22 protein-coding genes are annotated in these 22,412 nt (G+C 47.1%); 9 read left to right on the top strand and 13 right to left on the bottom strand.

Annotation, left to right across the window (positions count from 1 at the left end):
• Positions 1-33: 33 nt before the first annotated feature.
• From minD to AC5JR3_RS03570, 3 genes are all read right to left on the bottom strand, one after another.
• Positions 34-831 carry a septum site-determining protein MinD gene (gene minD, locus AC5JR3_RS03560; protein ID WP_495843102.1) on the bottom strand — a complete coding sequence of 266 codons (798 nt, stop codon included), beginning with the start codon at positions 829-831 and terminating at the stop codon, positions 34-36.
• A gap of 57 nt (positions 832-888) precedes the next feature.
• On the bottom strand, positions 889-1,674 hold the full coding sequence (minC, locus tag AC5JR3_RS03565) for a septum site-determining protein MinC (RefSeq protein WP_495843104.1): 786 nt from the start codon (positions 1,672-1,674) through the stop codon (positions 889-891).
• A 97-nt stretch (positions 1,675-1,771) separates the two neighbouring features.
• Entirely contained in the window at positions 1,772-3,088 is a 1,317-nt protein-coding gene (locus tag AC5JR3_RS03570; protein WP_495843106.1) for a four-carbon acid sugar kinase family protein, read from the bottom strand.
• Positions 3,089-3,487: 399 nt separating this feature from the next.
• Here AC5JR3_RS03570 and AC5JR3_RS03575 point away from each other — a divergent pair, with 399 nt between their 5' ends.
• Positions 3,488-4,045 (top strand): Uma2 family endonuclease, encoded by a 558-nt coding sequence (locus AC5JR3_RS03575; protein ID WP_495843108.1) that lies wholly within the window; start codon positions 3,488-3,490, stop codon positions 4,043-4,045.
• 120 nt (positions 4,046-4,165) lie between these two features.
• Here AC5JR3_RS03575 and AC5JR3_RS03580 read toward each other — a convergent pair whose 3' ends face one another.
• The 6 genes from AC5JR3_RS03580 to crtO all read right to left on the bottom strand — a co-directional run bounded on the left by AC5JR3_RS03580 (position 4,166) and on the right by crtO (position 11,079).
• Complete coding sequence (locus tag AC5JR3_RS03580; protein WP_495843110.1) at positions 4,166-5,371, bottom strand: ATP-binding protein; 1,206 nt, start codon at positions 5,369-5,371, stop codon at positions 4,166-4,168.
• Positions 5,368-6,834 carry a WD40 repeat domain-containing protein gene (locus AC5JR3_RS03585; RefSeq protein ID WP_495843112.1) on the bottom strand — a complete coding sequence of 489 codons (1,467 nt, stop codon included), beginning with the start codon at positions 6,832-6,834 and terminating at the stop codon, positions 5,368-5,370. Before AC5JR3_RS03585 ends, AC5JR3_RS03580 begins: the two co-directional genes overlap by 4 nt.
• 92 nt (positions 6,835-6,926) lie before the next feature.
• Positions 6,927-7,325 (bottom strand): pentapeptide repeat-containing protein, encoded by a 399-nt coding sequence (locus tag AC5JR3_RS03590; protein ID WP_495843114.1) that lies wholly within the window; start codon positions 7,323-7,325, stop codon positions 6,927-6,929.
• A 154-nt stretch (positions 7,326-7,479) separates the two neighbouring features.
• Positions 7,480-7,659, bottom strand: coding sequence for a hypothetical protein (locus tag AC5JR3_RS03595; RefSeq protein ID WP_495843116.1), 180 nt, complete (start codon positions 7,657-7,659; stop codon positions 7,480-7,482).
• Positions 7,660-8,016: 357 nt separating this feature from the next.
• Positions 8,017-9,126, bottom strand: a complete 1,110-nt coding sequence (locus AC5JR3_RS03600; RefSeq protein WP_495843118.1) for a saccharopine dehydrogenase family protein — start codon at positions 9,124-9,126, stop codon at positions 8,017-8,019.
• A gap of 270 nt (positions 9,127-9,396) precedes the next feature.
• Complete coding sequence (gene crtO, locus AC5JR3_RS03605; protein ID WP_495843120.1) at positions 9,397-11,079, bottom strand: beta-carotene ketolase CrtO; 1,683 nt, start codon at positions 11,077-11,079, stop codon at positions 9,397-9,399.
• A gap of 103 nt (positions 11,080-11,182) precedes the next feature.
• Between crtO and AC5JR3_RS03610 the strand changes: the two genes are divergently transcribed.
• Together AC5JR3_RS03610 and AC5JR3_RS03615 are read left to right on the top strand one after the other, a co-directional pair.
• On the top strand, positions 11,183-11,311 hold the full coding sequence (locus tag AC5JR3_RS03610) for a hypothetical protein (protein WP_495843122.1): 129 nt from the start codon (positions 11,183-11,185) through the stop codon (positions 11,309-11,311).
• 78 nt (positions 11,312-11,389) lie between these two features.
• Positions 11,390-11,719, top strand: a complete 330-nt coding sequence (locus tag AC5JR3_RS03615; protein ID WP_495843124.1) for an STAS domain-containing protein — start codon at positions 11,390-11,392, stop codon at positions 11,717-11,719.
• A gap of 98 nt (positions 11,720-11,817) precedes the next feature.
• On the opposite strand, the gene AC5JR3_RS03620 is transcribed toward AC5JR3_RS03615, so the two are convergent.
• Positions 11,818-12,957 (bottom strand): PP2C family protein-serine/threonine phosphatase, encoded by a 1,140-nt coding sequence (locus tag AC5JR3_RS03620; protein WP_495843126.1) that lies wholly within the window; start codon positions 12,955-12,957, stop codon positions 11,818-11,820.
• Between the two features lie 266 nt (positions 12,958-13,223).
• Here AC5JR3_RS03620 and AC5JR3_RS03625 point away from each other — a divergent pair, with 266 nt between their 5' ends.
• Complete coding sequence (locus AC5JR3_RS03625; RefSeq protein WP_495843128.1) at positions 13,224-13,676, top strand: ATP-binding protein; 453 nt, start codon at positions 13,224-13,226, stop codon at positions 13,674-13,676.
• Positions 13,677-13,850: 174 nt separating this feature from the next.
• On the opposite strand, the gene AC5JR3_RS03630 is transcribed toward AC5JR3_RS03625, so the two are convergent.
• Together AC5JR3_RS03630 and AC5JR3_RS03635 are read right to left on the bottom strand one after the other, a co-directional pair.
• Positions 13,851-15,209, bottom strand: a complete 1,359-nt coding sequence (locus AC5JR3_RS03630) for a cytochrome P450 (protein WP_495843130.1) — start codon at positions 15,207-15,209, stop codon at positions 13,851-13,853.
• 124 nt (positions 15,210-15,333) lie between these two features.
• Positions 15,334-16,776: a glycosyltransferase family 39 protein gene (locus tag AC5JR3_RS03635; protein ID WP_495843132.1), complete on the bottom strand. Its 1,443-nt coding sequence runs from the start codon at positions 16,774-16,776 to the stop codon at positions 15,334-15,336.
• 253 nt (positions 16,777-17,029) lie between these two features.
• Here AC5JR3_RS03635 and AC5JR3_RS03640 point away from each other — a divergent pair, with 253 nt between their 5' ends.
• The 5 genes from AC5JR3_RS03640 (at position 17,030) to AC5JR3_RS03660 (ending at position 21,676) form a co-directional block, all read left to right on the top strand.
• Positions 17,030-17,224, top strand: coding sequence for a hypothetical protein (locus tag AC5JR3_RS03640; RefSeq protein WP_495843134.1), 195 nt, complete (start codon positions 17,030-17,032; stop codon positions 17,222-17,224).
• A 30-nt stretch (positions 17,225-17,254) separates the two neighbouring features.
• Entirely contained in the window at positions 17,255-18,046 is a 792-nt protein-coding gene (locus AC5JR3_RS03645) for an SDR family NAD(P)-dependent oxidoreductase (RefSeq protein ID WP_495843136.1), read from the top strand.
• A gap of 440 nt (positions 18,047-18,486) precedes the next feature.
• A complete protein-coding gene (locus tag AC5JR3_RS03650; protein ID WP_495843138.1) occupies positions 18,487-19,509 on the top strand; it encodes a chemotaxis protein CheB in 1,023 nt (340 codons plus the stop codon).
• Positions 19,510-19,929: 420 nt separating this feature from the next.
• Entirely contained in the window at positions 19,930-20,646 is a 717-nt protein-coding gene (locus AC5JR3_RS03655; protein ID WP_495843140.1) for a hypothetical protein, read from the top strand.
• A 301-nt stretch (positions 20,647-20,947) separates the two neighbouring features.
• Complete coding sequence (locus AC5JR3_RS03660) at positions 20,948-21,676, top strand: hypothetical protein (protein WP_495843142.1); 729 nt, start codon at positions 20,948-20,950, stop codon at positions 21,674-21,676.
• A 112-nt stretch (positions 21,677-21,788) separates the two neighbouring features.
• Here the strand turns inward: AC5JR3_RS03660 and AC5JR3_RS03665 are convergent, their stop codons facing one another.
• Positions 21,789-22,391: a Uma2 family endonuclease gene (locus AC5JR3_RS03665; RefSeq protein WP_495843143.1), complete on the bottom strand. Its 603-nt coding sequence runs from the start codon at positions 22,389-22,391 to the stop codon at positions 21,789-21,791.
• Between the last annotated feature and the right edge of the window lie 21 nt (positions 22,392-22,412).

Consider the following 22,412-nt stretch of genomic DNA (forward strand, 5'->3'; position numbering starts at 1 on the left):
CTAAAAACTAACAACTAACACCTAACAACTAGATTAACTGCGAAACAATCGTCGAATGCGATTGAGGAGATTATCAGACGATGCCATTAAGTCTAGGAATGGCACCTTGTCCCCTTCCAAGCGCCGAGCGATATTCATCAGCGCGATCGCGGGAAGCGAAGGATTCTCTGCCAAAACCAGAGGTTCCCCCCGATTACTGGCGACAATGATCCGCTGATCATCCGGAACAACGCCGATGATCGGAATGGCAAGAATTTCCTGGACATCCTGCACCGACATCATGTCATTGACTTGTACCATCTCCGGTTTGAGACGGTTGACAATCAGGCGAATGCGCTTGATATTGTGGGCTTCTAGTAAGCCGACAACGCGATCGGCATCGCGCACAGCGGCGATTTCTGGGGTCGTGACGATCAACGCTTCCGATGCAGCCGCGATCGCATTTTGGAACCCCAGCTCAATTCCGGCTGGCGAGTCCACCAAAATGTATTCATACACCTTGGATAATGCCGCTAGCAGTGCCTTCATATGCTCCGGACTGACGGCTTCTTTAGTGCGAGTTTGGGCAGCAGGCAGCAGCACCAATCCCGGTTGGCGCTTATCTTTAACTAAGGCTTGCTCTAAGCGACACTGTTTGGCGATCACATCAATCGCCGTGTAGACGATGCGATTCTCCAGTCCGAGCAGTAAGTCCAAATTCCTCAGACCAAAATCCGCATCCACTAAAGCGACTTTGCGCCCCAATTGCGCCAAAGCCATACCTAAGTTTGCAGTAACGGTAGATTTGCCCACCCCACCTTTACCGGAGGTGACGACAATAATGCGACTCATGTTTGTTGTTCGTAATTAGTGGTTAGTTGCGGGTAGAATGCTTCCAACCTCCAACCTTTAGGAATGAAGAATCGGTTTTGAGAAATCAGCAGATCTAGCGATCCGAATCCCTTCCGGCGTGACATACGCCACTTCCGGATGAAACATTGTTGGTACAGTCTGCGGTGCCCTGGCAACAGCATCAGCAATGCGTAGTTGAGTAGGTTCCATTTGTAGCGCCATGATCCGGCACTCCGAGTTTCCTCTAGCACCCGCATGAGCGATTCCTCGTAGACGACCCCACACCAAAATATCTCCAGCGGCGATGACAACACCACCGGGATTCAAATCTCCCAGGATTACCACTGTACCAGGATGACAAACTTCCACGCCAGAACGCACTGTTGTTTGCAGATACAACGGGTCGGCTAAAGGGGAAGACGGCGGGACAGACTCAGACGCCGCTAGGGAGTGGGCAGGCGCTTCCTGTTCCACCGAGTACCCAGCGGTGGCGGCAGCGACAGCCGTTTGACGGCGGCTAGTGCAAACGCGCTTGAGTTGCAATTGCGACTCACTTAGTATGTCCGCGATCGTCTGAAGCTGGCGTCCATCCAACAAACGGTCTTTGGCGATCAAATGCACCACTGTTGTCGGCTGCCAGAAGCGTTCCCCCGCATTCAGACGATGCTGGAGTTGTTGCCAGAAATCAGACCAATTTGTCGCCGCCGGAGTCTGGGCTTCCGATGGCAACGTTAATGTCAAGTATTCTCCTTCACTTTTCAAGTGAATCTGCCAGTGGCAATCAACTACCGGGAGACTCTCAACAGGAGGAGTTGATAAAGGAAGGGCAGAATCAGAACTCATGCAACAATACGCCTCGCCTCTTGTGGCTACCGACTAACTAATCGACATCGTAATCGTACCCCAACCCACCGACCGTTGCATCCGAGGCTCAGTTTTCTCACCTCAGTCGTTGATAAGCGATCGCCAACGCGTCAGCATCCCCAACATTACCAGGAAACAAAACCACGGGGAGATCGGGGAACTGGGGATGATCGGCGGGAGTTTTCACAATCGAGCATCCCGGCAAAATCTGACCCAGTAACCGCGCTGACCTGAGGGCAAGACCTGTACTCAAAACATCATTCGAGGTGATGCCCCCCTTACTAATCAAAAATCCCAAATCCTCAGGCAATCCCCGGACAATATCCATCAGTAATGCCGAAACCGCTGCCCCAAACCGCAAGCGCGTTTGTACATCCTTAAAGGTCAACTCCTCCCGACTCGTATAAATCGCGGGAGTTTGCCCCTGACTGTGGACTTGATGAATTTTTTCAAGCAGGCTTGCCAGAAGCTGATCCCGCTGCGCGGCGGAGTCTTCTAGTAAGTGGGACACCTCCACCTCCACCCCCACAATATCCGGCTCTTGTAGCAACTGCTCTAACTGAGACGTGGTTTTTTTTACATGGGAACCCACCAACACCGCCCCCGGTTTACCCTCTCGCGTATATGCCGCCATATCCGTTGGGGCAACAGGCTGCTGTCCCAATGCGGCTAATGCCGTTAAGATGCTCGCCGCACTGCGAAATAGAAAGCGCTTCCCCTGACTCGCCACGGCTAAGACATCCGCCGCAAATCGATCCAAATCTGTCTGGGTTTCCCCATCCACCACTCCGCATTGGTTGCCAGAAAGCTGCTGTAAGCGATCGCGGCTCCCGGAACGGATATCCGACAAAACGAAGCGTTCCACCTCGCTGGCTTTGATGCGACCTTTGGTTTTTTCTTCCACGTAATCGGGTAGATAACTATGGTGATAACCAAAGACTGAATCCCGCGCAAACTCCGTTTCATGCACCGGAGTTTCTACCCCATCAATGAGTAAGTAATGCACACTATCGCGGGTAATGCGTCCCCCTTCAAAAAAGGCAGGAACGAGGAAATGGGCATCAAAGGGGCCGAGTTCTTCGGCAATCACATCTGTCTCTACGGGATAATGCCCCCGCAGGGTTGAGTCAGAGCGACTGACGATCAGAAAGTCTGTAATCCCTTCCGCTGCAATTGCCAGTTTGAGGTTGTGGCAAACTTCCCGCGTCACTGTTGCGGCTTCTTCTGGGGTAAGTGCTCTGGTGTTGGTGAGGATGAAGAAAATCGGCGAGTCGTCCGCTAACCCTAAGCGCAAGGTTTCCTCATCCCAGCGCGTCAGCAATAGGCAACTGTGGACGGTCTGGGAGCCTGTGGGGTCATCGTCTAAAACGATGATTTTCGGTTTTGTGGTCATTTTAAATTGGTAGATTTGACTACAAGCCCTAATTTACCGTGCTACAGCAGTTATGAAGAAAATGAACCACACCAGGCACAGAGGGCGCGGAGGAAGGAGAAGAGAGAATTTAGCTATAGTTTTACCCGATCGTTTTTTTAGGGTTGTATAACTGAAATTAAGCAGTTTTTAGTAGAGGTAAAATACAAAATTTTTGCTATTTTTTTTGTTTTTAGGTTTTATCAAATCATTTTTTTGGTATAATTTTATAATGGAAATATAAGTGTTTTTAAAATGATTAAACATATTTCCATTATAAAGTAAGTCTAGCAGAAATATTAATGAATTGGAAGTACTTGCTTTTAAAAAGATTCGTTCTTCTTCGGAATAATTTAAAAAACAGTGGAGGTAGCAAATCTCATGCAATTACTAAGGCGGAAATTCACAGTTGAGCAGTATCACAAAATGGTTGATTCGGGTATCCTTACTGAAGATGACCGGGTGGAACTGATACGGGGAGAGATAGTAGAAATGTCACCGATTGGTACAAGACATGCGGCTTGCGTGAGGCGTTTAAACACTTTATTTTCTAGGAAATTAGATAAACGTGCTCTCATTGATATTCAAAATCCAGTGGAATTAGATGATACTTCTGAACCACAGCCCGATATAGCCTTACTGCAACCTCGTGAAGATTTTTATGAGGAAAGGCATCCTCAGTCCAAGGATATCTTTTTGATTTTAGAAGTGGCAGATACAACGGTTAAATATGACCGGGAAGTGAAAATTCCTCTCTACGCTGAAGACAATATTGTTGAAGTTTGGCTAGTGGATATCAATGGGCGATGCGTGGAAGTGTACCGAGAACCGACGCCGGATGGTTATCAGACTATTCAAAAGTTTGAGCAGGGGCAAAGTTTGTCAATACAGGCGTTTCCTAATGTGAATATTACGGTTAATGAAATTCTCGGATTGTAAACTGTAGAACACTCTCTTCTCTCTTCTCTTTCCTCTGGTTTCTCTGTGCCCTCTGTGGTTCGTTTTTCTTCTGAATTTAAAAAACTTAGTTGGTATTTAGAGAATCTCGCCTCGCCTTCCTTAACCTTTCGGACTCCTCAGCCAGTTGCGGAAGCTGGAATGATAGAGGCTGTAACAGATTTGTCCGGCTATTTTTTCCTGATGTAAAAACTCAATCCAATTTTCCAGCACCTTCTCTACTTCATATTCATCTTGCTCAATTTGGGAAGCAATGAATTCTACTGAAGTAGGTTGATTTTGCTGCACGAGGACTTTCAAAACGGCGATCGCGTTTGACTGCTCTTCCTGTATTTCTGCTGTAAAAAGTGGAGAGGTTAGCTTTGCAGATGGAATCATTTTCTGCAAGTGCTGCTGATAATATGCCTGTAAACTAGGCGGGAGTCGATGGAACTGGAAGGGTTCGGGGTAGAAACCCTGAGCGATCGCCACTAAGATCTGGCTCAGGTACATGAAGTTGTTCTCGCTTTTGGCGGTTAGCTGGGCGATGAAGTCGGGTTGGCTGAGGTGGTGGGTGGTTAGCCAAGATTTGAGAGCCGCCGCCGTCTTTGAGGGAGAAGTGCGATCGCCTAATTCTGCTTCTGTTCTCCCTGGTTCATGGGGGGTTAAGCATTGTAGGTATAGCTGCACGTCTTCTCGGTTTTGTTGGGGGTAGTCTCCTAAATTCAGAATCTGGGAGGGGGTTTCGATTAATAAGCCGGATTTCTCTTTTGCAAAGGGGCGACGGGTGAGGAGGAAGTAGACGTTTTCGGGGAGATATCTGGGGAGGTAGAAGAGATTTGAGCCTGGGGGTTGGCTGTGGCGATCGCACTCCTCCAAGGCGTCAATGGCGAGGATTAGCCGTTGATGGGGTTCTAGGCGATCGCTAATTTTTTGCAGTAACAAGGACAAAAACCAACTCCCTTCTGTAGCGTCGGGGTTTGGGGGGACAGCGATTCCTAGTTGGGGGTAATGGTGGATCAGTTGAGTGCAGATTGTGGCGAGAAATTGGTCAGCTTGATTTTTGCCTGCAATTTGGGCGTTGTAATAGGCGATGGGGGGATTTTGGGTAGCGTAGTGGGCGAGGATGGCACTTTTGCCGCTACCGGGTGCGCCAACAAGGGTGAAGTAGCCGCGATTAGCTTCGCCTCCGTGCAAAAATTCATTGATGGCGGAAAAGACAAATTCACGACCAACAAAGTTCTGGCTTTTTTCCCGAATGACTTGCTGAAATTCTGTTGGGTAGGGGGCGGTGTTGATTGAGGTTGGGGATTGAGGGGGGATATTCATGGTTCTTTCATCCCTTCCCACCGCAGGAAATGCAGCCGTCCTGAGCTATCACCTGCCACAATTGTCAGCCCATCCGGTGCAACTGCACAGCAAAGTAACGGACTCTCCCCAGTGAAACTAGCAATCACCTCCCCAGTTTCCAAATTCCACACCTTGAGCGTGTTGTCATCAGAACCCGAAATCGCCTGCAAGCCATCCGGGGTGACAGCGACAGCATTTACGAAAGAGCTATGACCTTCCAGAGTCAAACCCAACTCCCCAGTTTCCAGATTCCACACCTTGAGCGTGTTGTCCCATGAACCCGAAATCGCCTGCAAACCATCCGGGGTGACAGCGACGGCACTTACCTCACCGATATGACCTTCCAGAGACAAGCGTAACTCCCCAGTTTCCAGATTCCACACCTTGAGCGTGTTGTCCCATGAACCCGAAATCGCCTGCAAACCATCCGGGGTGACAGCGACGGCACTTACCTCACTGATATGACCTTCCAGAGACAAGCGCAACTCCCCAGTTTCCAGATTCCACACCTTGAGGCTGCTGTACCCTGAACCCGAAATCGCCTGCAAACCATCCGGGGTGACAGCGACGGCACTTACCTCACTGATATGACCTTCCAGAGACAAGCGCAACTCCCCAGTTTCCAGATTCCACACCTTGAGGCTGCTGTACCCTGAACCCGAAATCGCCTGCAAACCATCCGGGGTGACAGCGACGGCACTTACCTCACTGATATGACCTTCCAGAGACAAGCGCAACTCCCCGGTTTCCAGATTCCACACCTTGAGCGTCCTGTCCTCTGAACCCGAAATCGCCTGTTTGCCATCCGGGGTGACAGCGACGGCACTTACCCCATAGCTATGACCTTCCAGAGTCAAGCGCAACTCCCCGGTTTCCAGATTCCACACCTTGAGCGTCCTGTCATATGAACCCGAAATCGCCTGCAAGCCATCGGGGGGGACGGCGACGGCACTTACCCCATAGCTATGACCCACCAAGGTGCGTAGTAGCAATCCACCAGGAGGAGTTAAGCTCGCTGTTAAGGGACGCAACCAAGTAGTTTTACTCTGCTTTGCCTGTGACAGCAACCCCTGAATCTCTGGCACATCAAAGCCCTGCATTCGCCCCCACAGTTGCCCAACGAGTTGCGTCTTATCCTCCGCCAAAACATGCGCCGACAGTTGCAGCGCCCCTTGAACCAATTTCAGCGCCTTGACCTTCTCTGGGTTGTACTCTGGGTGAGTTAATAATTCCGAATCAGAAACCAAATCATAATCTTCAATCAGCGCCTGCACCCCAAACTCAGGATGGTTAAGCTTTGCCGCCAGAAAATCAAAATTAGTTAGGGTTTGGTAGTACTCTTCTAAATTCCCTGACTTGACTAGGTTATAAGGAAATCCACCCAGATAAGCGCGTTGGTCGGCGGGACTTTTTGCCGCTAATTTATCCGCCAATTCCCCCATCTCAGCTCATCTCCCTATCTAAATAGTCCACAATTCGTTGATTAACTTCAGCTGCACCTTTGATCGCTGAGCAAGAGACAGCTATAAGTGGCTCATGCCTCCCAGTAAATTCTCTCATCAATAATGTTGCCATCCGGCATGATAGTATTACAGACCAAAACGTTTTCTAACAACCCAGAATAAAAGTTGACAGCACCAGTCAAATTGACATTAGTCAAATCTGTTGTGCGCCATTCAACCTCCAACAAATTAGTCCCGTTGAACTTGCAACCAATGAGCTTGACACCTCGCAGCTTGCTGCACGTCAAATCAGCACCAGTCAAGTTGCATCCACTCAAATCAGCACCAGTCAAATCAGCACCAGTCAAGTTGCATCCACTCAAATCAGCACCAGTCAAATCAGCATCAGTCAAGTTGCATCCACTCAGATTTACTCCACTGAAATCTCTCTCCCCAGCAGCATACCTTCTGAGCAATTTTTCTCTATCCATAATTCAACACCTCAAATATTGCTTGAACGCTTTAAAAACGAACTCACGACCGCAAAAGGTGCGAATTTTTTCTTCAATTAACGATTTAAACTCGTCAGGATAGAGAAATTTTGTATTAGATAATTCAGATAATTTTGCATCAACTGCTGAAAAACTATCTAGTTTCTTGAACTCCTCTAACATAAACCCCATCAAAATCTTTGGGTGGATGTGCCGGATCAAGGTTTAATTCTTTTAAGATTCTGATGACAGTTTCATTACGTTGAGCTTGATTGATGACTGGGTTGGTAGCAAAACGAGCAATACTCGTAATTGCTTTAATTAGGTCGATCATTTGTCATTACTGTGGGGAGGATAGAGATTGAGAGTTGTCCCCTATCCTAACCGCTGATTCAAAGATCATCACTTCACAAAGCCGACCCTGTAGAAAGCCGGAGATCCCCCCCAGCCCCCCTTAAAAAAGGGGGGAGCAAAGATCTTAGTCCCCCTTTCTAAGGGGGATTTAGGGGGATCGGACAACGTTGCTAATCTAATAGATAAAGAGGGGAGCAAATCGCCCCGGAGACCCCCCCAGCCAGGGTTAAAAAAGGGGGGAGCAGAGATGAGATCTTAGTCCCCCTTTTGAAGGGGGATGCAAGGGGTATCAGCGATCGCCACCACATTAAAATACAACACTCAGTACTGCTAAAAGTTACTCAGTAATCCAATCGGCGTGAATTTTCAGTCCGCGACTTTCCATCGCTTGCTCAAACAAATCTGTTGGTAAAGCTTGTTCAACAGGATAAACACCGGGTTTTTGCAGTTTTCCACTCAGGATCAGTTCCGCAATGCTACCTGTCCCCGCACCTGCGGCGATCGCCGTATTATCATGCACCAAAGTTGAGCAATACTGAGCAGGTTCCCCGCCCTTATTCCCCGTCACTTCCGAGCGAATCGCTACCCCAATCCCGCTAAAGCGATCGGTAACATCCGTCATCTTGTGACTCACCTGAGACAAAAACTCCATTCCGCGAGGGTTTTTAATCCAAGACGGCGGAAAAATGTGCGCCGCAATCCAAGTGAGATGGTTGTAAAAATCCGGTACTGAGCCAAATTTAGTCACAACCGTTTTCACCGGAAACGAATCAACCAGAGTAAACGCTTCTGGCATATCAAACCAGTACACCCCCGCATTGTCATAGGGAGGCGGAAACTTCACCGTTTCGCGCTGGCTATAGGGCTTCACCTTTTGCCATTGATTATCCAGCCAAGCATCAAACGGCTGCTGCAAGCCCAAAAACGTTGTCCGCATTACCGTAATCCCAGCCCCACCGGAACCGGACACGACATAACTGAGATGAATTTTGTCTACCTCATCTAGCTGCTCAACGTCGTGACGCACCATACTATTAGAGACGCCCGGAAAAATCCCTGTATTGATAATCGCCGTCACCCCCGCCGCCTCCGCCGCCTGGTGGTGAGACAGAGCTATCCGCGTAAAGCTACGATTATCGCTAACATCCAGGTAATCAACACCCTGTTCAATGCAAGCCTTCAAGACACTACCATCCCGGTAGACAAAAGGGCCAGCGCAATGAATCACTAAATTAGCAGCCGCGATCGCTTTCTTTAGCTTCTCCCCTTGGGCCAGATCCAGAGCTAGAAATTGAATTTTCGGCTCCGCCTCCTGTCTTTCTACTACACCGGGTGTCGTTGGACGACCTGTGACTGTAATCTTTGCCTGCGTGTGGGTAACTAAGTCTTGAGCCACCTGGCTGCCAATTCGTCCTCGTCCACCCAGAATTAAAACCTGGTCTGTCATCGCTCCTGCATCGGTAACGTCGTCCTATCTAGTCTGTAGTTAGCCTGAAAATCATTAGCGGCTAGACTAACGACCTCAGACAACTAACAGACCTAATACTAATCATTGCATCACTTTAAGTGACCTAGTTCATCGGTATCGAGGATGACATCCTTTCTATAAAAAGGTGGATTTTTCCGCGATCGCTTGTCGGATCTTCCCAGAGAAGAGAGTTAATTCTAAGGATTCCGAACCTCTATTAAGAACCTAGAGACGTTGCTTATAACATCTCTACGTATTCTTAAATACTGACATCAGAGAATCACCTGCATCCTTAAACCTCTGGCTAAACGGTTGCTGGGAACTCAATAAGACGCGGGCGCAGTTGCGTCCTGGCATTCCAGAGATAGAACCGCCGGGATGGGTTCCCGCCCCAGTCAGGTACAAGTTCTTAATCGGCGTCTTATAGTTGGCAATTTCCGGTAAGGGGCGGAAAAAGATCATCTGGTCGAGGGTCATATCGATGTGATAGTAGTTCCCCTTATAAGCCCCTAGGCGTTCTCCCAACTCCGCCGGACTCTCCACCCGACGAGCAATAACCGACTTTTTGACATTGGGGGCATACTCTGTCAACTTATCAATTACCCGGTCAGCGACTTTGTTTTTCAGCTCATCTGTCCAGCCTGTGCCATTTAGCCCTGTACCTTCTGCCCCAGCAATGTTGTAGGGTGCAAAGAACTCAATCCACATGGTGTGCTTCCCGTCAGGAGCCATAGAGGGGTCGAGCATCGTTGGCACATCCACGTACATCGAAGGGTCTTCATCCGCGATTTCTCCCATCTGAGCCAAGGCGTGAGACTTCTCAACTTGACGCACCGAGTCAGCAATCAGCACTGAACCAATTAGATACTCATCCTTGTGGTCGTAGGCTTCAAAGCGAGGTGCTTCTGACAAAGCGCAGTCAATCTTGAGGATTGTTTCGTTGTTGTTGACAATCCGACGATCTAGCCGCTCCCGCAGGTTCGGATTAGCCGTATCCAAATCCGTCGGCTCGACCATTCGCAAAAACAAGCGCTTGGCGTCGATATTGGAGATCACCGCTTTATTAGCGCGGTATTCCTTACCTCCCGCCACACGAACGCCCACTGCACGACCATCATCTATCAAGACTTTTTCTACCTGTTGGTCACACAGAACCTCGCCACCTTTACTTTTAACGAGCTTGAGCAAGGATTGAACTAGTGCGCCTGTACCACCACGGGGTCTTGCCATACCAGGGTTGTGGCGCATCGACATCATCATGGCTCCAATTGCCAGAGTTTTCTGGGAAGGTGGCGCGCCCATTTCGGCCGCTAGTCGTGCTAGGGGAGCTTTGACAAACTCAGAATCAAACCACTCGTTGAGGATATCCTCTGGGCTTGTAATCATAGTGCGGATAAAGTCTAGAGTTTTATCAACGCCACCGAGTAGTGAAAAGAGGTCTTGCAGATTTTTCAGCCCGTAGTTTCCAGCAACGTCAAGCAGGGACTTGGGCGGCGCGTTGAATATGGGAGTAATTGCTTTGGTGACGCGCTGCCAGTAATTCGTAAATTCAGCGTATTTTTCGGCATCTCTAGGACTGTAGCGAGCAATCTCGGCACAAGTCTTCTCGATCGAGCGGTGTCCTAAAAAGTACTTTCCGTCCGGATGGGGACAAAAGGCGACTGGATCGCAGAATAAGTATTCCAACCCATACTTCGTCAGTTCTAGTTCTTCAACAACAGGGCCAAGATGAATGAACTCGTGGTCAATCGCACAAAGATTGAACTTAAAGCCTGGTGCTTCTTCCGGGAGGCATTCCTCCGTAGTTGCTGCGCCGCCAGGAACTGAGCGTTTTTCTAAAAGCAGGACGCTATATCCGGCTTTGAGTAGATAGGAGGCACAGACCAATCCATTGTGACCTGCGCCAATGATGACGGCGTCGTATGCTTGCATGAATAATTAATTAAAAATTTGAAGACGGCTAACTCTACGATCTTAAATAAATTAGGTCAGCAAGCTGGTCTATCAAGGGAAATAAATACTCTATTCTTGGAAAATGACATCACAGCTATTGCAAAAAGTAATGACTGGTCAGGAGGCGATCGCTCATCGGCGGCGTAGAAGCTTCGCCTTTTGGCTCTGTTTGCCTACATTCGCCGTTCCTGGTTCTATCTGGAAGGGCTGAGTCTAGCCCAAAGCAGGCGTCACGGCTATACTGACTAAGTCCGGGTAGTAATTAAACTTGTGTTTCCCTAGGATATATATGAGCCCTGTTGTAAAAATTGTTGAACCTTCTGGCATTTTAGATGGCACGAAAGCAGGCCCATTTCGCCAAGAAATTAGTGATTTAATTGACGCAAATGCCGACATCATATTAATAGATTTCCAAAAAATCACCTTTATGGATAGTTCGGGTTTAGGAGCGTTAGTTTTAACTCTAAAAACAGTGCGAGCGGCGGGTGGCAAACTCTTTATCTGTTCAGTAAATGACCAAATAAAAATGTTATTTGAACTGACCAGTATGGATCGGGTTTTTGAAATTTTCTCCAACCGAGAGGAGTTTAATAATGCGATAGCTTCTATCAATAATTAGAGCTAAGACTTCATTTATAAAAAAAATGTCTTCTGCCTCCCCTGTTGTTACAAGTTACGAGGTTTGAACGTAACTCGGTATCAATAGGGGTACAGAGACTAGTCAAAGTTAATTTCCATCAAAGAGACATCATCATCAAAATAATCTTTCGGGTTCAACGCCTCTACAGAGTTAAGTATCTCGTCGAGATTGGCAACGCTGCTATGGCGGCAGTCTCTTAGCTGCTCAATAAAGGGGTCGATTCCCCAAATCGTGTCGTCAGGTTGATTAATTTCATAAATCCCATCACTGAAGATATAGAGGGTACTCCCTGCCTCTATGTCACAGCACTCGTCAACATAGTCCGTGTCAGGAAACATCGCCACAGGCAAGCCAGGAGATTTCAGAGGCGTTACCGTTGGTGTTGTGCCTAATTTTCCAGAAAGCAAGACGGCTGGTGGATGACCAGCACTGGAATAGGTGAGCTGGCGAGTCGTGCGGTTGTAGACGCCGTACCAAATCGTGAAGTATTTATCATTGCGCTGGGTCATTTGAAATGTTTCATTTAACCGACAAAGCACATCACTAGGTTGATAGTAGTTAATTTTTGGCAGAGCACGCGATCGCAATAAATTTAAGACCGATAGCGTCGGTAGAGCCGCCCGCAAACCATGCCCAGAGGCATCAAGCAGATAAAACGCCAAATGCTCCTCATCTAGCCAGTAGTAATCAAAACCATCCCCGCCTAACTGCCGTGAGGGAATAAATCGAGTATCAATCGTCACTGGCGGCTCCGTCATTTGATCCGGCAAAATCGAACGGACATACTCTGCCGCCTCTGCTAGCTCCGTCTCTAGTAACTGTTTTTGCTGCTGTAAGTCACGACTAACCTGGTGTAACCGCAAACCCGCCCTAACTCGTGCCTTCAATTCCGGCATTTCAATCGGCTTGCACAAAAAGTCATCCGCCCCTGCATCCAAGCCCTTTACCCGATCTTCTACCGAGCCTAAAGAAGTCAGCAAAATAAAAATAGTGGTAGACAGTTCTGGTGTCGCCTTGACTTGGGCACAAACCTCCAACCCACTCAGGCGGGGCATGATCCAGTCACAAATCACCAACCCCGGACGTAACTCTTGGGCTAGTGCCAAACCCTCCTCGCCATTACTAGCAACCGCGACCTCATAACCTTGATTGTGGAGCGTTCTTTTCAACAAAATTTGAATAGCAGGGTCATCGTCAATGATCAAAATTTGATTCATGGCAGCTTAGAATTACAAGTCGCTTGAGATTTGGGGCGTATACTTCTCCTCAGACCAACAACACCCTACACTCAAACTGAGTGTAGTCTAATTAAAAACTGATAGGCATTGAGTACTACTCCTCAATCCCCTATCCTACGCCTGGAATCGGCTTCGGGATGGTTCACATGGAGAAGAGGTTAGACATCGGTGCTAGAAGAATAAAATCTATTGCTATTGCTGCGTTATTTTCCCGGCTCGTATCTCCAGCCCTCATCTAAGGTTTTGTGCAATTGAACGTCCTCAAAAAATCTCTTCTACAAGTTTCTACTGACCTAACAATGTTAGACCCGGTTTTATCCTGGTTTAATGGACTAAATCAGCCCTTTATTCCCAAAAAAGTATGGCTTCAGTGCCAACTTGCCCTGGCAGAAGGGCTAACTAATGCCATTCGTCATGCCCATAAAGGTTTACCAACAGAAGCGCCGATTGATATTGAGGTGACTGTGTTTCCCACATCCTTAGAGATGCGAATTTGGGATCAAGGCCCCCCCTTTGATCTGGAACAGCGACTGCCAGATATGCAGCAAAAGGCTGACGAACAGGCAATTGGCGGTAGAGGAATTGCCATTCTACAAAAAATTGCCGACCAACTCAGTTACACCCGCACTGAAGACAACCGGAATTGTCTATTGGTGGTGAAGTCCTTTGAGAGAGAAGAGGAGGGGAATAAAGTATGAAGTATGAAGGGTGAAGTATGAAATAGGCGATTGGAGTAATGGCTAATCGTCGTCAATTATTCTCTCCCCTGCTCCTCATCTCCCCTGCACCCCTGCTCCCCTGCTCCCCTGCTCCTCATCTCCCCCGCTCCTCATCTCCCCTGCACCCTTACTCCCCTACTCAGGACTCAGGACTCAGCACTCAGGACTCAGGCATTTATGAATCACAACAGGTACGCCGCTAGAGGGGACAAAGGTAATGCCTCGGCGTACTGGACGTACTGGGCGATTGTCGGAGAGTGAAAGTTGAAAGCGCGACAAGATGGTGGCGAGAATTAGCTTCATTTCGTACCTCGAAAAGACGGTGCCAATGCAGCCACGAGAACCGCCGCCAAAGGGTAAAAACTCGTAAGGCGACAAGTCGCGGTCTAAAAAGTGCGTGGGGTCAAATTGGGTGGGATTGGGGTAGGCTTGCGGACGGCGATGGGCGAGGTAAATGCAGGGAATGAGAATGGTTCCCGGCTCGAAATCGTATCCCCTGATATTCAGGGTTTCTTTTACCATGCGAGGGACGCAAATCAGCGCAATCGGGTAAGCCCGCAAGGTTTCGGAGCAGACGGCGCTGAGGTAGGGAAGTTGCGCGATCGCTTCTGGAGTGCGATCGCTACCCAAGCCATCTAGTTCCTCCTGTAGCCGCTGCTGTACTGAGGCGGAGGCGTGTATCCAGTGAAATGCCCAGGTGAGAGAGGCGGCGGTGGTTTCATACCCTAGCAGCAGTAGGGAAACCAATTGATCGCGCAGCTCCTGATTAGTCATTTGCTCGCCGTCGGCATCTCGCGCCGCTATCAGCATACTGAGGATATCAGTGCTAGAGCGATCGCTATTAGCACGGCGTTCCTCAATTTCCGCATAAACCAGCTCGTCAATTTGCTGTCGTCGCCGCAGAAAGTTCCCCCACGGACTCCACGCCCCCAAATCTTTCTGCAAGGGGGGAAAGAAGAACTGACTGGAGAAAACAGGGGTGGTTACATCATCAAGAAGCCCACTTAGTAAGGCTTTTACCTGTTCATAGCGCGGCCCTGGTTCCAAGCCAAACACCACGCGTAAGATAATGCTGAGGGTAATATCTGGCATGTACTGGTGGATGAGGACAGAGGCTCCCGGTTTCCAGGATGAAGTAACTTCTTCGGTAATTTCGCAGATGACTTGACCATAGGCTTTCATGCGATCGCCATGAAAGGCTGGCATTAATAACTGACGGGTGCGCTGGTGAGCGCGTCCTTCCTGCAAAATTACCGAGCGATCGCCCATTAGAGGCTGGAAGACGTGGGTGGCGACTTGAAAGTCCAGCTTTTTGGCGGGGAGGGCGAAAATCTCTTGAATTGCTTCGGGTTCGCCAAAAAACACCACAGGTGGGGAATTTAAACCCAGTACCCTGGTTGTAAAGGGATCGCCGTAGCGATCGCGACAGCGATCTAAAAAGTCAGTCGGTTGAGCAACAAGCTGGAGCGTTTGCAACAGCGACGGCGTCCGAGGCCCATCAGGCAGTTTCATCTAAAATTTCTTGAGTCCGGGAATTACTACAAGCCTCGCAAAAAGGCTCTGTTCTATTCCTTATACTCTCAAAACTGACCCCGGAACTGCCAAAGGAAGTAATATCATTCGGGCTACTAAAGTTCTAAAGCCCTATGATTTGCCAAAGCTTGCCACGCTTATTAATATTTTTTAGCTGGTAATCTTTCTCCAAATCCTCTCGCAATTCTTGAGAAGGATTGTATAAAAATACTTCACCGAAGCGATCGGGAATTTCCGGTGTAGTATTACTCTTCGTCAAAATTAACCGCACTTTTTGATCGAGTAGATGACTCAACACTAGTACATCAACTGTGTTAAAAGAATTCGTGTCATTAAGTAGTAGAGGGCTACCTGCTTGATTAATTTGACGAGCAACTTCTGGCATATATTGGCTATGTCCTTTATTCCACCATGCCTCTGCTTGAGAACTGATTAGGCAAGACACGACGCCGCCAGAAATCAGTACTGCCATCACCGCTGACCAGATGCTGCGTTGCCAGAAACTGCGAGAGGTGATTTTCGTAGCCAATAGATAGGCAACAGCTATTTGAATTCCTAAATAACAGGGAATAAAATACCGAGACCTCATCGACCCAGATCCCCCCAAGATCACATCAGGTAAGATCGTCATCGCGGCTGTTGTTCCGATGAAAGTCAAGATAAATAGCCAAATCTTTTCTGAACTATTTTTGTACAGAAAATAAAGAGCATATCCTGCTAATACTAAAATAATAGGAGCTAAAATGTTTCCAAGATTCACATCAATAAAGACTTGTCCCAAATTCCGCCCCCAAGCTACTACTAAACTCGAAAATTCTGCTCTCTGTTGCGCTCCTGATGTTACTGCTTTTACACTGTCTAAGTTAAACAGAATCACCAAAACCCACGGCACGAAAGTAAGAAAACTGATTATCGAAGTAACTAAATAAGTAATAAAAATCTTATTGGATTGAAATCTTTCAATAATAAATACATAAATGGCATGTCCGAAAGCGATAAGCAAAAAGTACAGATGGCTATAAAATCCCACAATTAAGCTAAGGGCGTAAATTAGCCAACTGCGCTTAGTATCAACTCGTAATGCATAAAGAAGTGAAGCACTTGATAGCACGGTAACTACAGTCATTAAACTATACATTCGTGCTTCCTGGGCATACAGGACGTGAAACGGCGAGACGGATACCAGTGCCATTGCTATCCAGGCAACTAAGGGAAGCTCAAATAATTCTCGACATAGCCAATAGAGACAAGGAAAGACTAATAAGCTAGTTACAGCCGAAAAGCTTCGCGTAACAGCGATGGAATTACCAAATAACTGCATCCAAAATCTGGTTAGTAGAAAATAAAGGGGTGGATGGACGTTTCCTACTAAGCTTTTAACTGTACCACTTAAGTTTTTGTCAGAATTTGGCTGTTGATACTTCCGTAGGTTATTAACACTGATAATCTGATCGTTGAAGGATTCTTGAATAAACTCTTCTCTTGTGTAGCCAGAAACTCTTAAAGAAGTAATTGCTTCATCATACCAGTAGACTTTTTTACCCAAATTGACGAATCGAAAACTTATGCCTAATAATAAAGTTATGATCAGAAAAATTCGCAGCCAATTCAATTTACTGGGATAATTTGGATTGACTGTTTGTTTCTGCGGAGGATTTACTATTTGTCTCTGCATAGGTTGAAACCCAAATTTAGGAATTAATTAGATGTCGTTCGCTGCAGGCAAAGCACTAGCCGTTCAAGCCAGCAAAAAAGATTAATTCGGATTACTACGGAATGTTTACACAAACTTTATCCGTATGCCAAGGATTTTTCCGCGAATTTACATAAATTCTCTTTCAGAGACGCTACGCGATCGCTTGGACAATCCCGAAGATTTTGAGCAGATTCAGCAGACGGTGGAAATGTTCAAGGATGTTTTGCCGGAATTGATTGTACAAGATGCCCTATTTCACATGGGTCTGGCAAATCTTCAATCCGTCAGTAAACTTTGATTTAATAGAACAGCACGAAAGGAAAACAACATGGTTGCTACACCATCTCATACAAGCCAAACCTCAGAATCCAAGTTAATGCGCGATCGCGTCGTCCTAATTACAGGTGCGAGTCGCGGCATTGGTGCGGCTACCGCTAAACTCTTAGGACATCACGGTGCCGCCGTTGGAGTTAACTACTACGGCAGTGAAGAGGCGGCTCAACAAGTCGTTGAGGAGATTTCATCAGATGGTGGTCGCGCGATCGCTGTCAAAGCAGACGTCAGAGATTTTCAACAAGTCGATGCAATGGTGCAAAAGGTTTCAGAGGCATTTGGTGCAATTGATACGCTCGTTATCAATGCCCATGCTGGGTTTCCGATGGTTCCCTTTGTGGACTATCGCTGGGAAGATTTTGAAGCGAAATTACTCGGAGAACTCAAAGGTGCCTTTTTTCCTTGCAAGGCAGTTGTTCCATCCATGATTGAACAGAACCGGGGTTGCATCATTGCGGTGAGTAGTAGTTCATCTCGCAATCCTAGCCAGGGGTTCTCTGCCCACAGTACAGCCAAGTCTGGGCTGGATGCCTTTATAAAAAGCCTTGCCTTGGAACTCGGTTCTCACGGGATTCGTGCCAATGTTGTAGCACCCGGATTGACACTAACTGATGCAACAGCAGGTTTGCCGCAGGAGTATAAAGACGCATCCGCTCAAACGGTTCCAATGAAACGAAACGGACTACCGGAAGATGTTGCAAGTGCAATTCTGCTGCTAGCGTCTGAGGAAGCGAGATTTATCACAGGAGCTTATTTGCCTGTCAGTGGTGGTATTCAGATGCTTTAACGGTTGATGACTGGCGTCACCATAGCCCGATACAACCAAAGCTGTCACGCAACCTGGAGTTAGTCGAGTTACTGCGCCAAATTAGAGCACGACAGGGGTGATCGCAGCAGAGAGGTTGCGATCGCTCTATGCTGAGATATCTTGCGATCGCGGGGGCCATTGTCGGCGGACGCAGAACTTTTCCTAGATTGACTGACAAACAATAAGACCGTTGCTCTTAGCGACCATTTTTTCCTCTGCTAGACAAAGGCAAGTTCGTTAAGCTAGAAGAAGAGAACAAGAGCAAGCAGCCTATAAGTTTTTGTGCTTAGCAGTCACAAGATGATACGACCTCCTATTTTTACCATTGACAAAGGACTGGACTTAAGTGCGTAGTACGTTTTACTCTCGCTAAAAACCATTAGTTCTGCAAAGCAATCGCGTTTAGTAAAAAAAGATAAGTGATAAAGCCTGAGATCGTCGTCATTGGAGCATCGGCGGGAGGGATGGAAGCCCTGAAAAAGCTCGTTGCTCAACTCCCCTCCAATTTTCCATGTGCTGTTTTCATTGTTTGGCATATTGCCCCAGCGTATCCAAGTATATTGCCCCAAATCCTGGATCGGGTTTGCTCCCTGCCAGTCGCCCATGCAATTGACAAAGAGGAAATCAAACCGGGACGGGTTTATGTTGCTCCCTCAGATCACCATCTGATTGTCGATTGGGGGCATATTCGAGTCACGAAGGGACCGAAGGAAAATCGCTTTCGTCCCTCGATTGACGTCTTATTCCGCTCCGCCGCCCGGAGCTATGGAAATCAAGTGATCGGGGTCGTTCTAACTGGAATGCTGGATGATGGGGCATCTGGGCTGTACGCAGTGAAGGAGCAAGGCGGGAAAGCGATTGTCCAACACCCTTTTGATGCGCTTCACTCCTCCATGCCTATACAAGCGATGAAAGCGGTAGAGGTCGATCACTGCGTCCCCGTCGCGGAAATGGGCGCTTTATTAGTTCAGATGACAAACGAAGCCGTCGAGAAGAAAGGAGGACATCTAGTGTCTGAGCAGATGGACATTGAAGTCAAAGTGGCGCAGGAAGACAATGCTTTTGAGAGCGGTGTCATGAAGATTGGGAAGCTCTCTCCTTATACCTGTCCTGAGTGCCACGGGATGCTTCTGCAACTGCAAGAAGGCAACCGTATCCGCTTCCGTTGCCATACAGGACATGCCTATTCCCTGAATTCTCTGCTTGTAGAAGTAACGGAGTCTATTGAAGTCTCCCTTTGGAACACACTTCGCGGGATCGAGGAAAGCGAAATGTTAATGAGCCACATGGCTAAACATCTGTACGAAACGAACGATACGGAGATGGCGGAACGATTTTTGCAGAAATCTAAAGAATCAACAAGGCAAGCTAGCCTAGTTAGGCAGGCGGTGATGAGCCACGAAATCCTAAGTCAAGAAAAGATAGCTAACCCGGAGGAGTAGAAGTAGCAACTGACCAAAAACTTAGAATTCGCCTAGCTTTGCCGGAAAAAGAAGTGGGTTAACGCTTCTGAAAACGGTTCAATTTTGAGAGATAAGGGGCGGCGCAAGCTAGGCTGTTTCTCTCCTGCGGTTTTTCCAACTAGATCACGGGAACTGTCATCTGAAAATCGGAGTACCGTGGGTAAACTTTGGGCTTCAAGATTCCCCACCATAGTTGTACTCAGCTTGGTGGTGGGTAGTTTACTACAAGCTTTGGAAGTAGGCTTTGTTCTATTCCTTAGCATCAAGTTTATTAACCTTGCATCTTTTACCTTGCATAAGTGCTGAGGCTCCAGAGATATATGCTCTGCGAACGCTAGGAGTCAATCAATTATGCTAAGGCTAAGAAACAGATACCACGCTCTGCACTGCAATTGTGGAATGATTTATCTGGCTAAAGCCAGCTCCTTAGGTAATAAAATCATTTGTAAAGAATGCGGTCGGACTCCTCAAATAGAAGAACTAGAATCAAAACCATTTTCTTCAAAAACAGTTTTCAACAAATCTCATCATCTGAGCAATTTTCAGCAATCATTAACTTTTTCAAATAGACACATCGTTTTAGCAGCAGTTACCCTTGCCAGCCTACTAGGCATCGTGGTTTATCGCCCTACCATACTACCCCAACAAGCACAGCTACCTACCTTACCAGTATCATTACAGTCTGCACTTAAACCAAGCCGTTCTCCTGTTTCTCTTCCAAACGGCACTGATATCATTCCACCTCAAGATTCAGAGGGTCTGGGAGCGCTAAAGATCGTTAATGGAATGACCGACGATGCTGCTATTAAACTTGTAGATAGTGTCTCCGGTAAGACGCGTCGTTTTGTGTATGTTCAGGCTAATCAAAAAGTGACTATTGAAGGTATTAGCCCTTGTAACTGTATATTAAAATTTACTCTGGGAAAAGATTGGGAGCAAACAAAGCAAAGTTTTTTGCAAAATCCCTCATTTTCCCAATTTAGCAAACCGTTGGATTTTAGAGAAATCGAAAAAGAGTCAGGAGTAGAGTGGATGAAATACGAGGCGACATTACATCCTGTACCTCACGGAAGCGCACGAACAAAGCCAATTAAAGCCAGGGATTTTGAGGATTGATCAGCCGCTCAATAACTGTTATTTCTTAGGAAATTTTCCTGAATAATTTCATGTTTCAATACAAGTTCATGTAGCTAAATGAAGTGAATTACTCATGCTTAAAACCCAAGACCCTACCGTTAAAAAAGTACTTCATGGCTACCCAAACCTAGGGCGTATTAAGGAATCACTCAAAATATTGTACAAACATTTTTCGAGGGAAACCATCTATTCATTCTCAAATAACATTTTGCCTAGCGATGTATCCATACTTCCTGGATAAGATCCTGTCATTGCCTTTCATCGGTTAGCAGGTAAGCTTGTGCGCCATTTAAACCTGCCAGAGGGATCAATTTTAATTAATTTCCGGTGGAACATGGAGAATCTGGGACGGGTTGAACTGACAAGGGAAAATGAGTATCTAGTTGAGTTGCAGGGGCGGTATCGTGAAGACGATCGAGATGTTGCAGCCGTTCTTGCCCATGAGATTACCCATGTTTTTTTATATCGCGCTGGCTTATGGCTTCCTAATACCTACGATAATGAAATTCTTACGGATACAGCCTCTGTGTATCTTGGCATTGGATGGCTTTCTTTAAATGCTTACCGAGTGACTCAGTCTCAACATTGCAGGCTGGAAGAAAGGATAGGATACCTGACACCTGAAGAATTTGGCTACGTGTTGGGTAAACGAGCGATCGCCTTCTCGGAAAAAGTTGATGATTTGATTACCAGTCCGGCGGCAAAGCAGGCATTTAAGGCGGGGTTTAGAAAAGCAAAGTTAGAATATCGCCAGCCGCCACTGCAAGGTTGTAGTCTGGTCAGACGCGGACGGTATTGGTGGAACCGTCAATGGATTCGCACGATTAGTCGCTCCACAGGCTTGAAGGGGCTTTCCCGTTCATTTAATGGCTGTCAATTTGATGTTTCTGATGGGATGAAAGTTGTTTTTGAATGTCCGGCGTGCAGTCAAAAGCTTCGTCTGCCAATCAAGAAAAAAACTGAGGCTCGTTGTGGTATTTGTCAGTCGTTTTTTAAGTGTCAAACGTAATTTGGAATACTAATTTATACGGTTTTAGTGGATAGAAAGGATTTAAGCGATCGCTTATTTCTGCTCAGTTCCAACAGGGTAGGCTCTTCTGCGGCATTCAATTACTTATCAATCACCAGATTTTTGCCATCCACAAGACGAATCCCGATAGCTCTGGATCGCCGCTCACTGCTTCGGGATTCTCCAAAATGTCAGGTTCGTGATGGGGACGGTAGATGTAGACTTTGCGGTTTTTGCGATCAATTAATAAGCCTAGTGATGCACCGTTGTCAATGTATTCCTGCATTTTGTTTTGCAATCCACTGAGAGTATCGCTAGAAGACCGTAATTCAATCACAAAGTCTGGACAAATCGGAGCAAATGAGGATTTTTGTTCTTCAGTTAAGGCATTCCAGCGCTCTAGTTTAATCCACGAGGCATCAGGAGAACGGGTTGCCCCATTAGGCAGGGTAAAGCCTGTACTGGAGTCAAACGTTTCACCTGTGCCATCTTGATCTGCCCAGTTCGCAAGTTGTTGAGCAATTTTAATGTTTCGATTACCTGTATCTGAAAAAGCTGGCGGCATAATAATAACTTCCCCAGTCGCAGTACGCTCAATTCTCAAATCGCGATTGGCTAGACAGAATTCATAGAATTGTTCAACACTCATCGATTTGATCGCAGGGAGATTGACCGTCAGTGGGACGCTCATGCTTTGAATGAGCAGCGTCGTCATTGTTTTGCCTCAATTAAAGTT

This window comes from Kastovskya adunca (assembly GCF_059505785.1).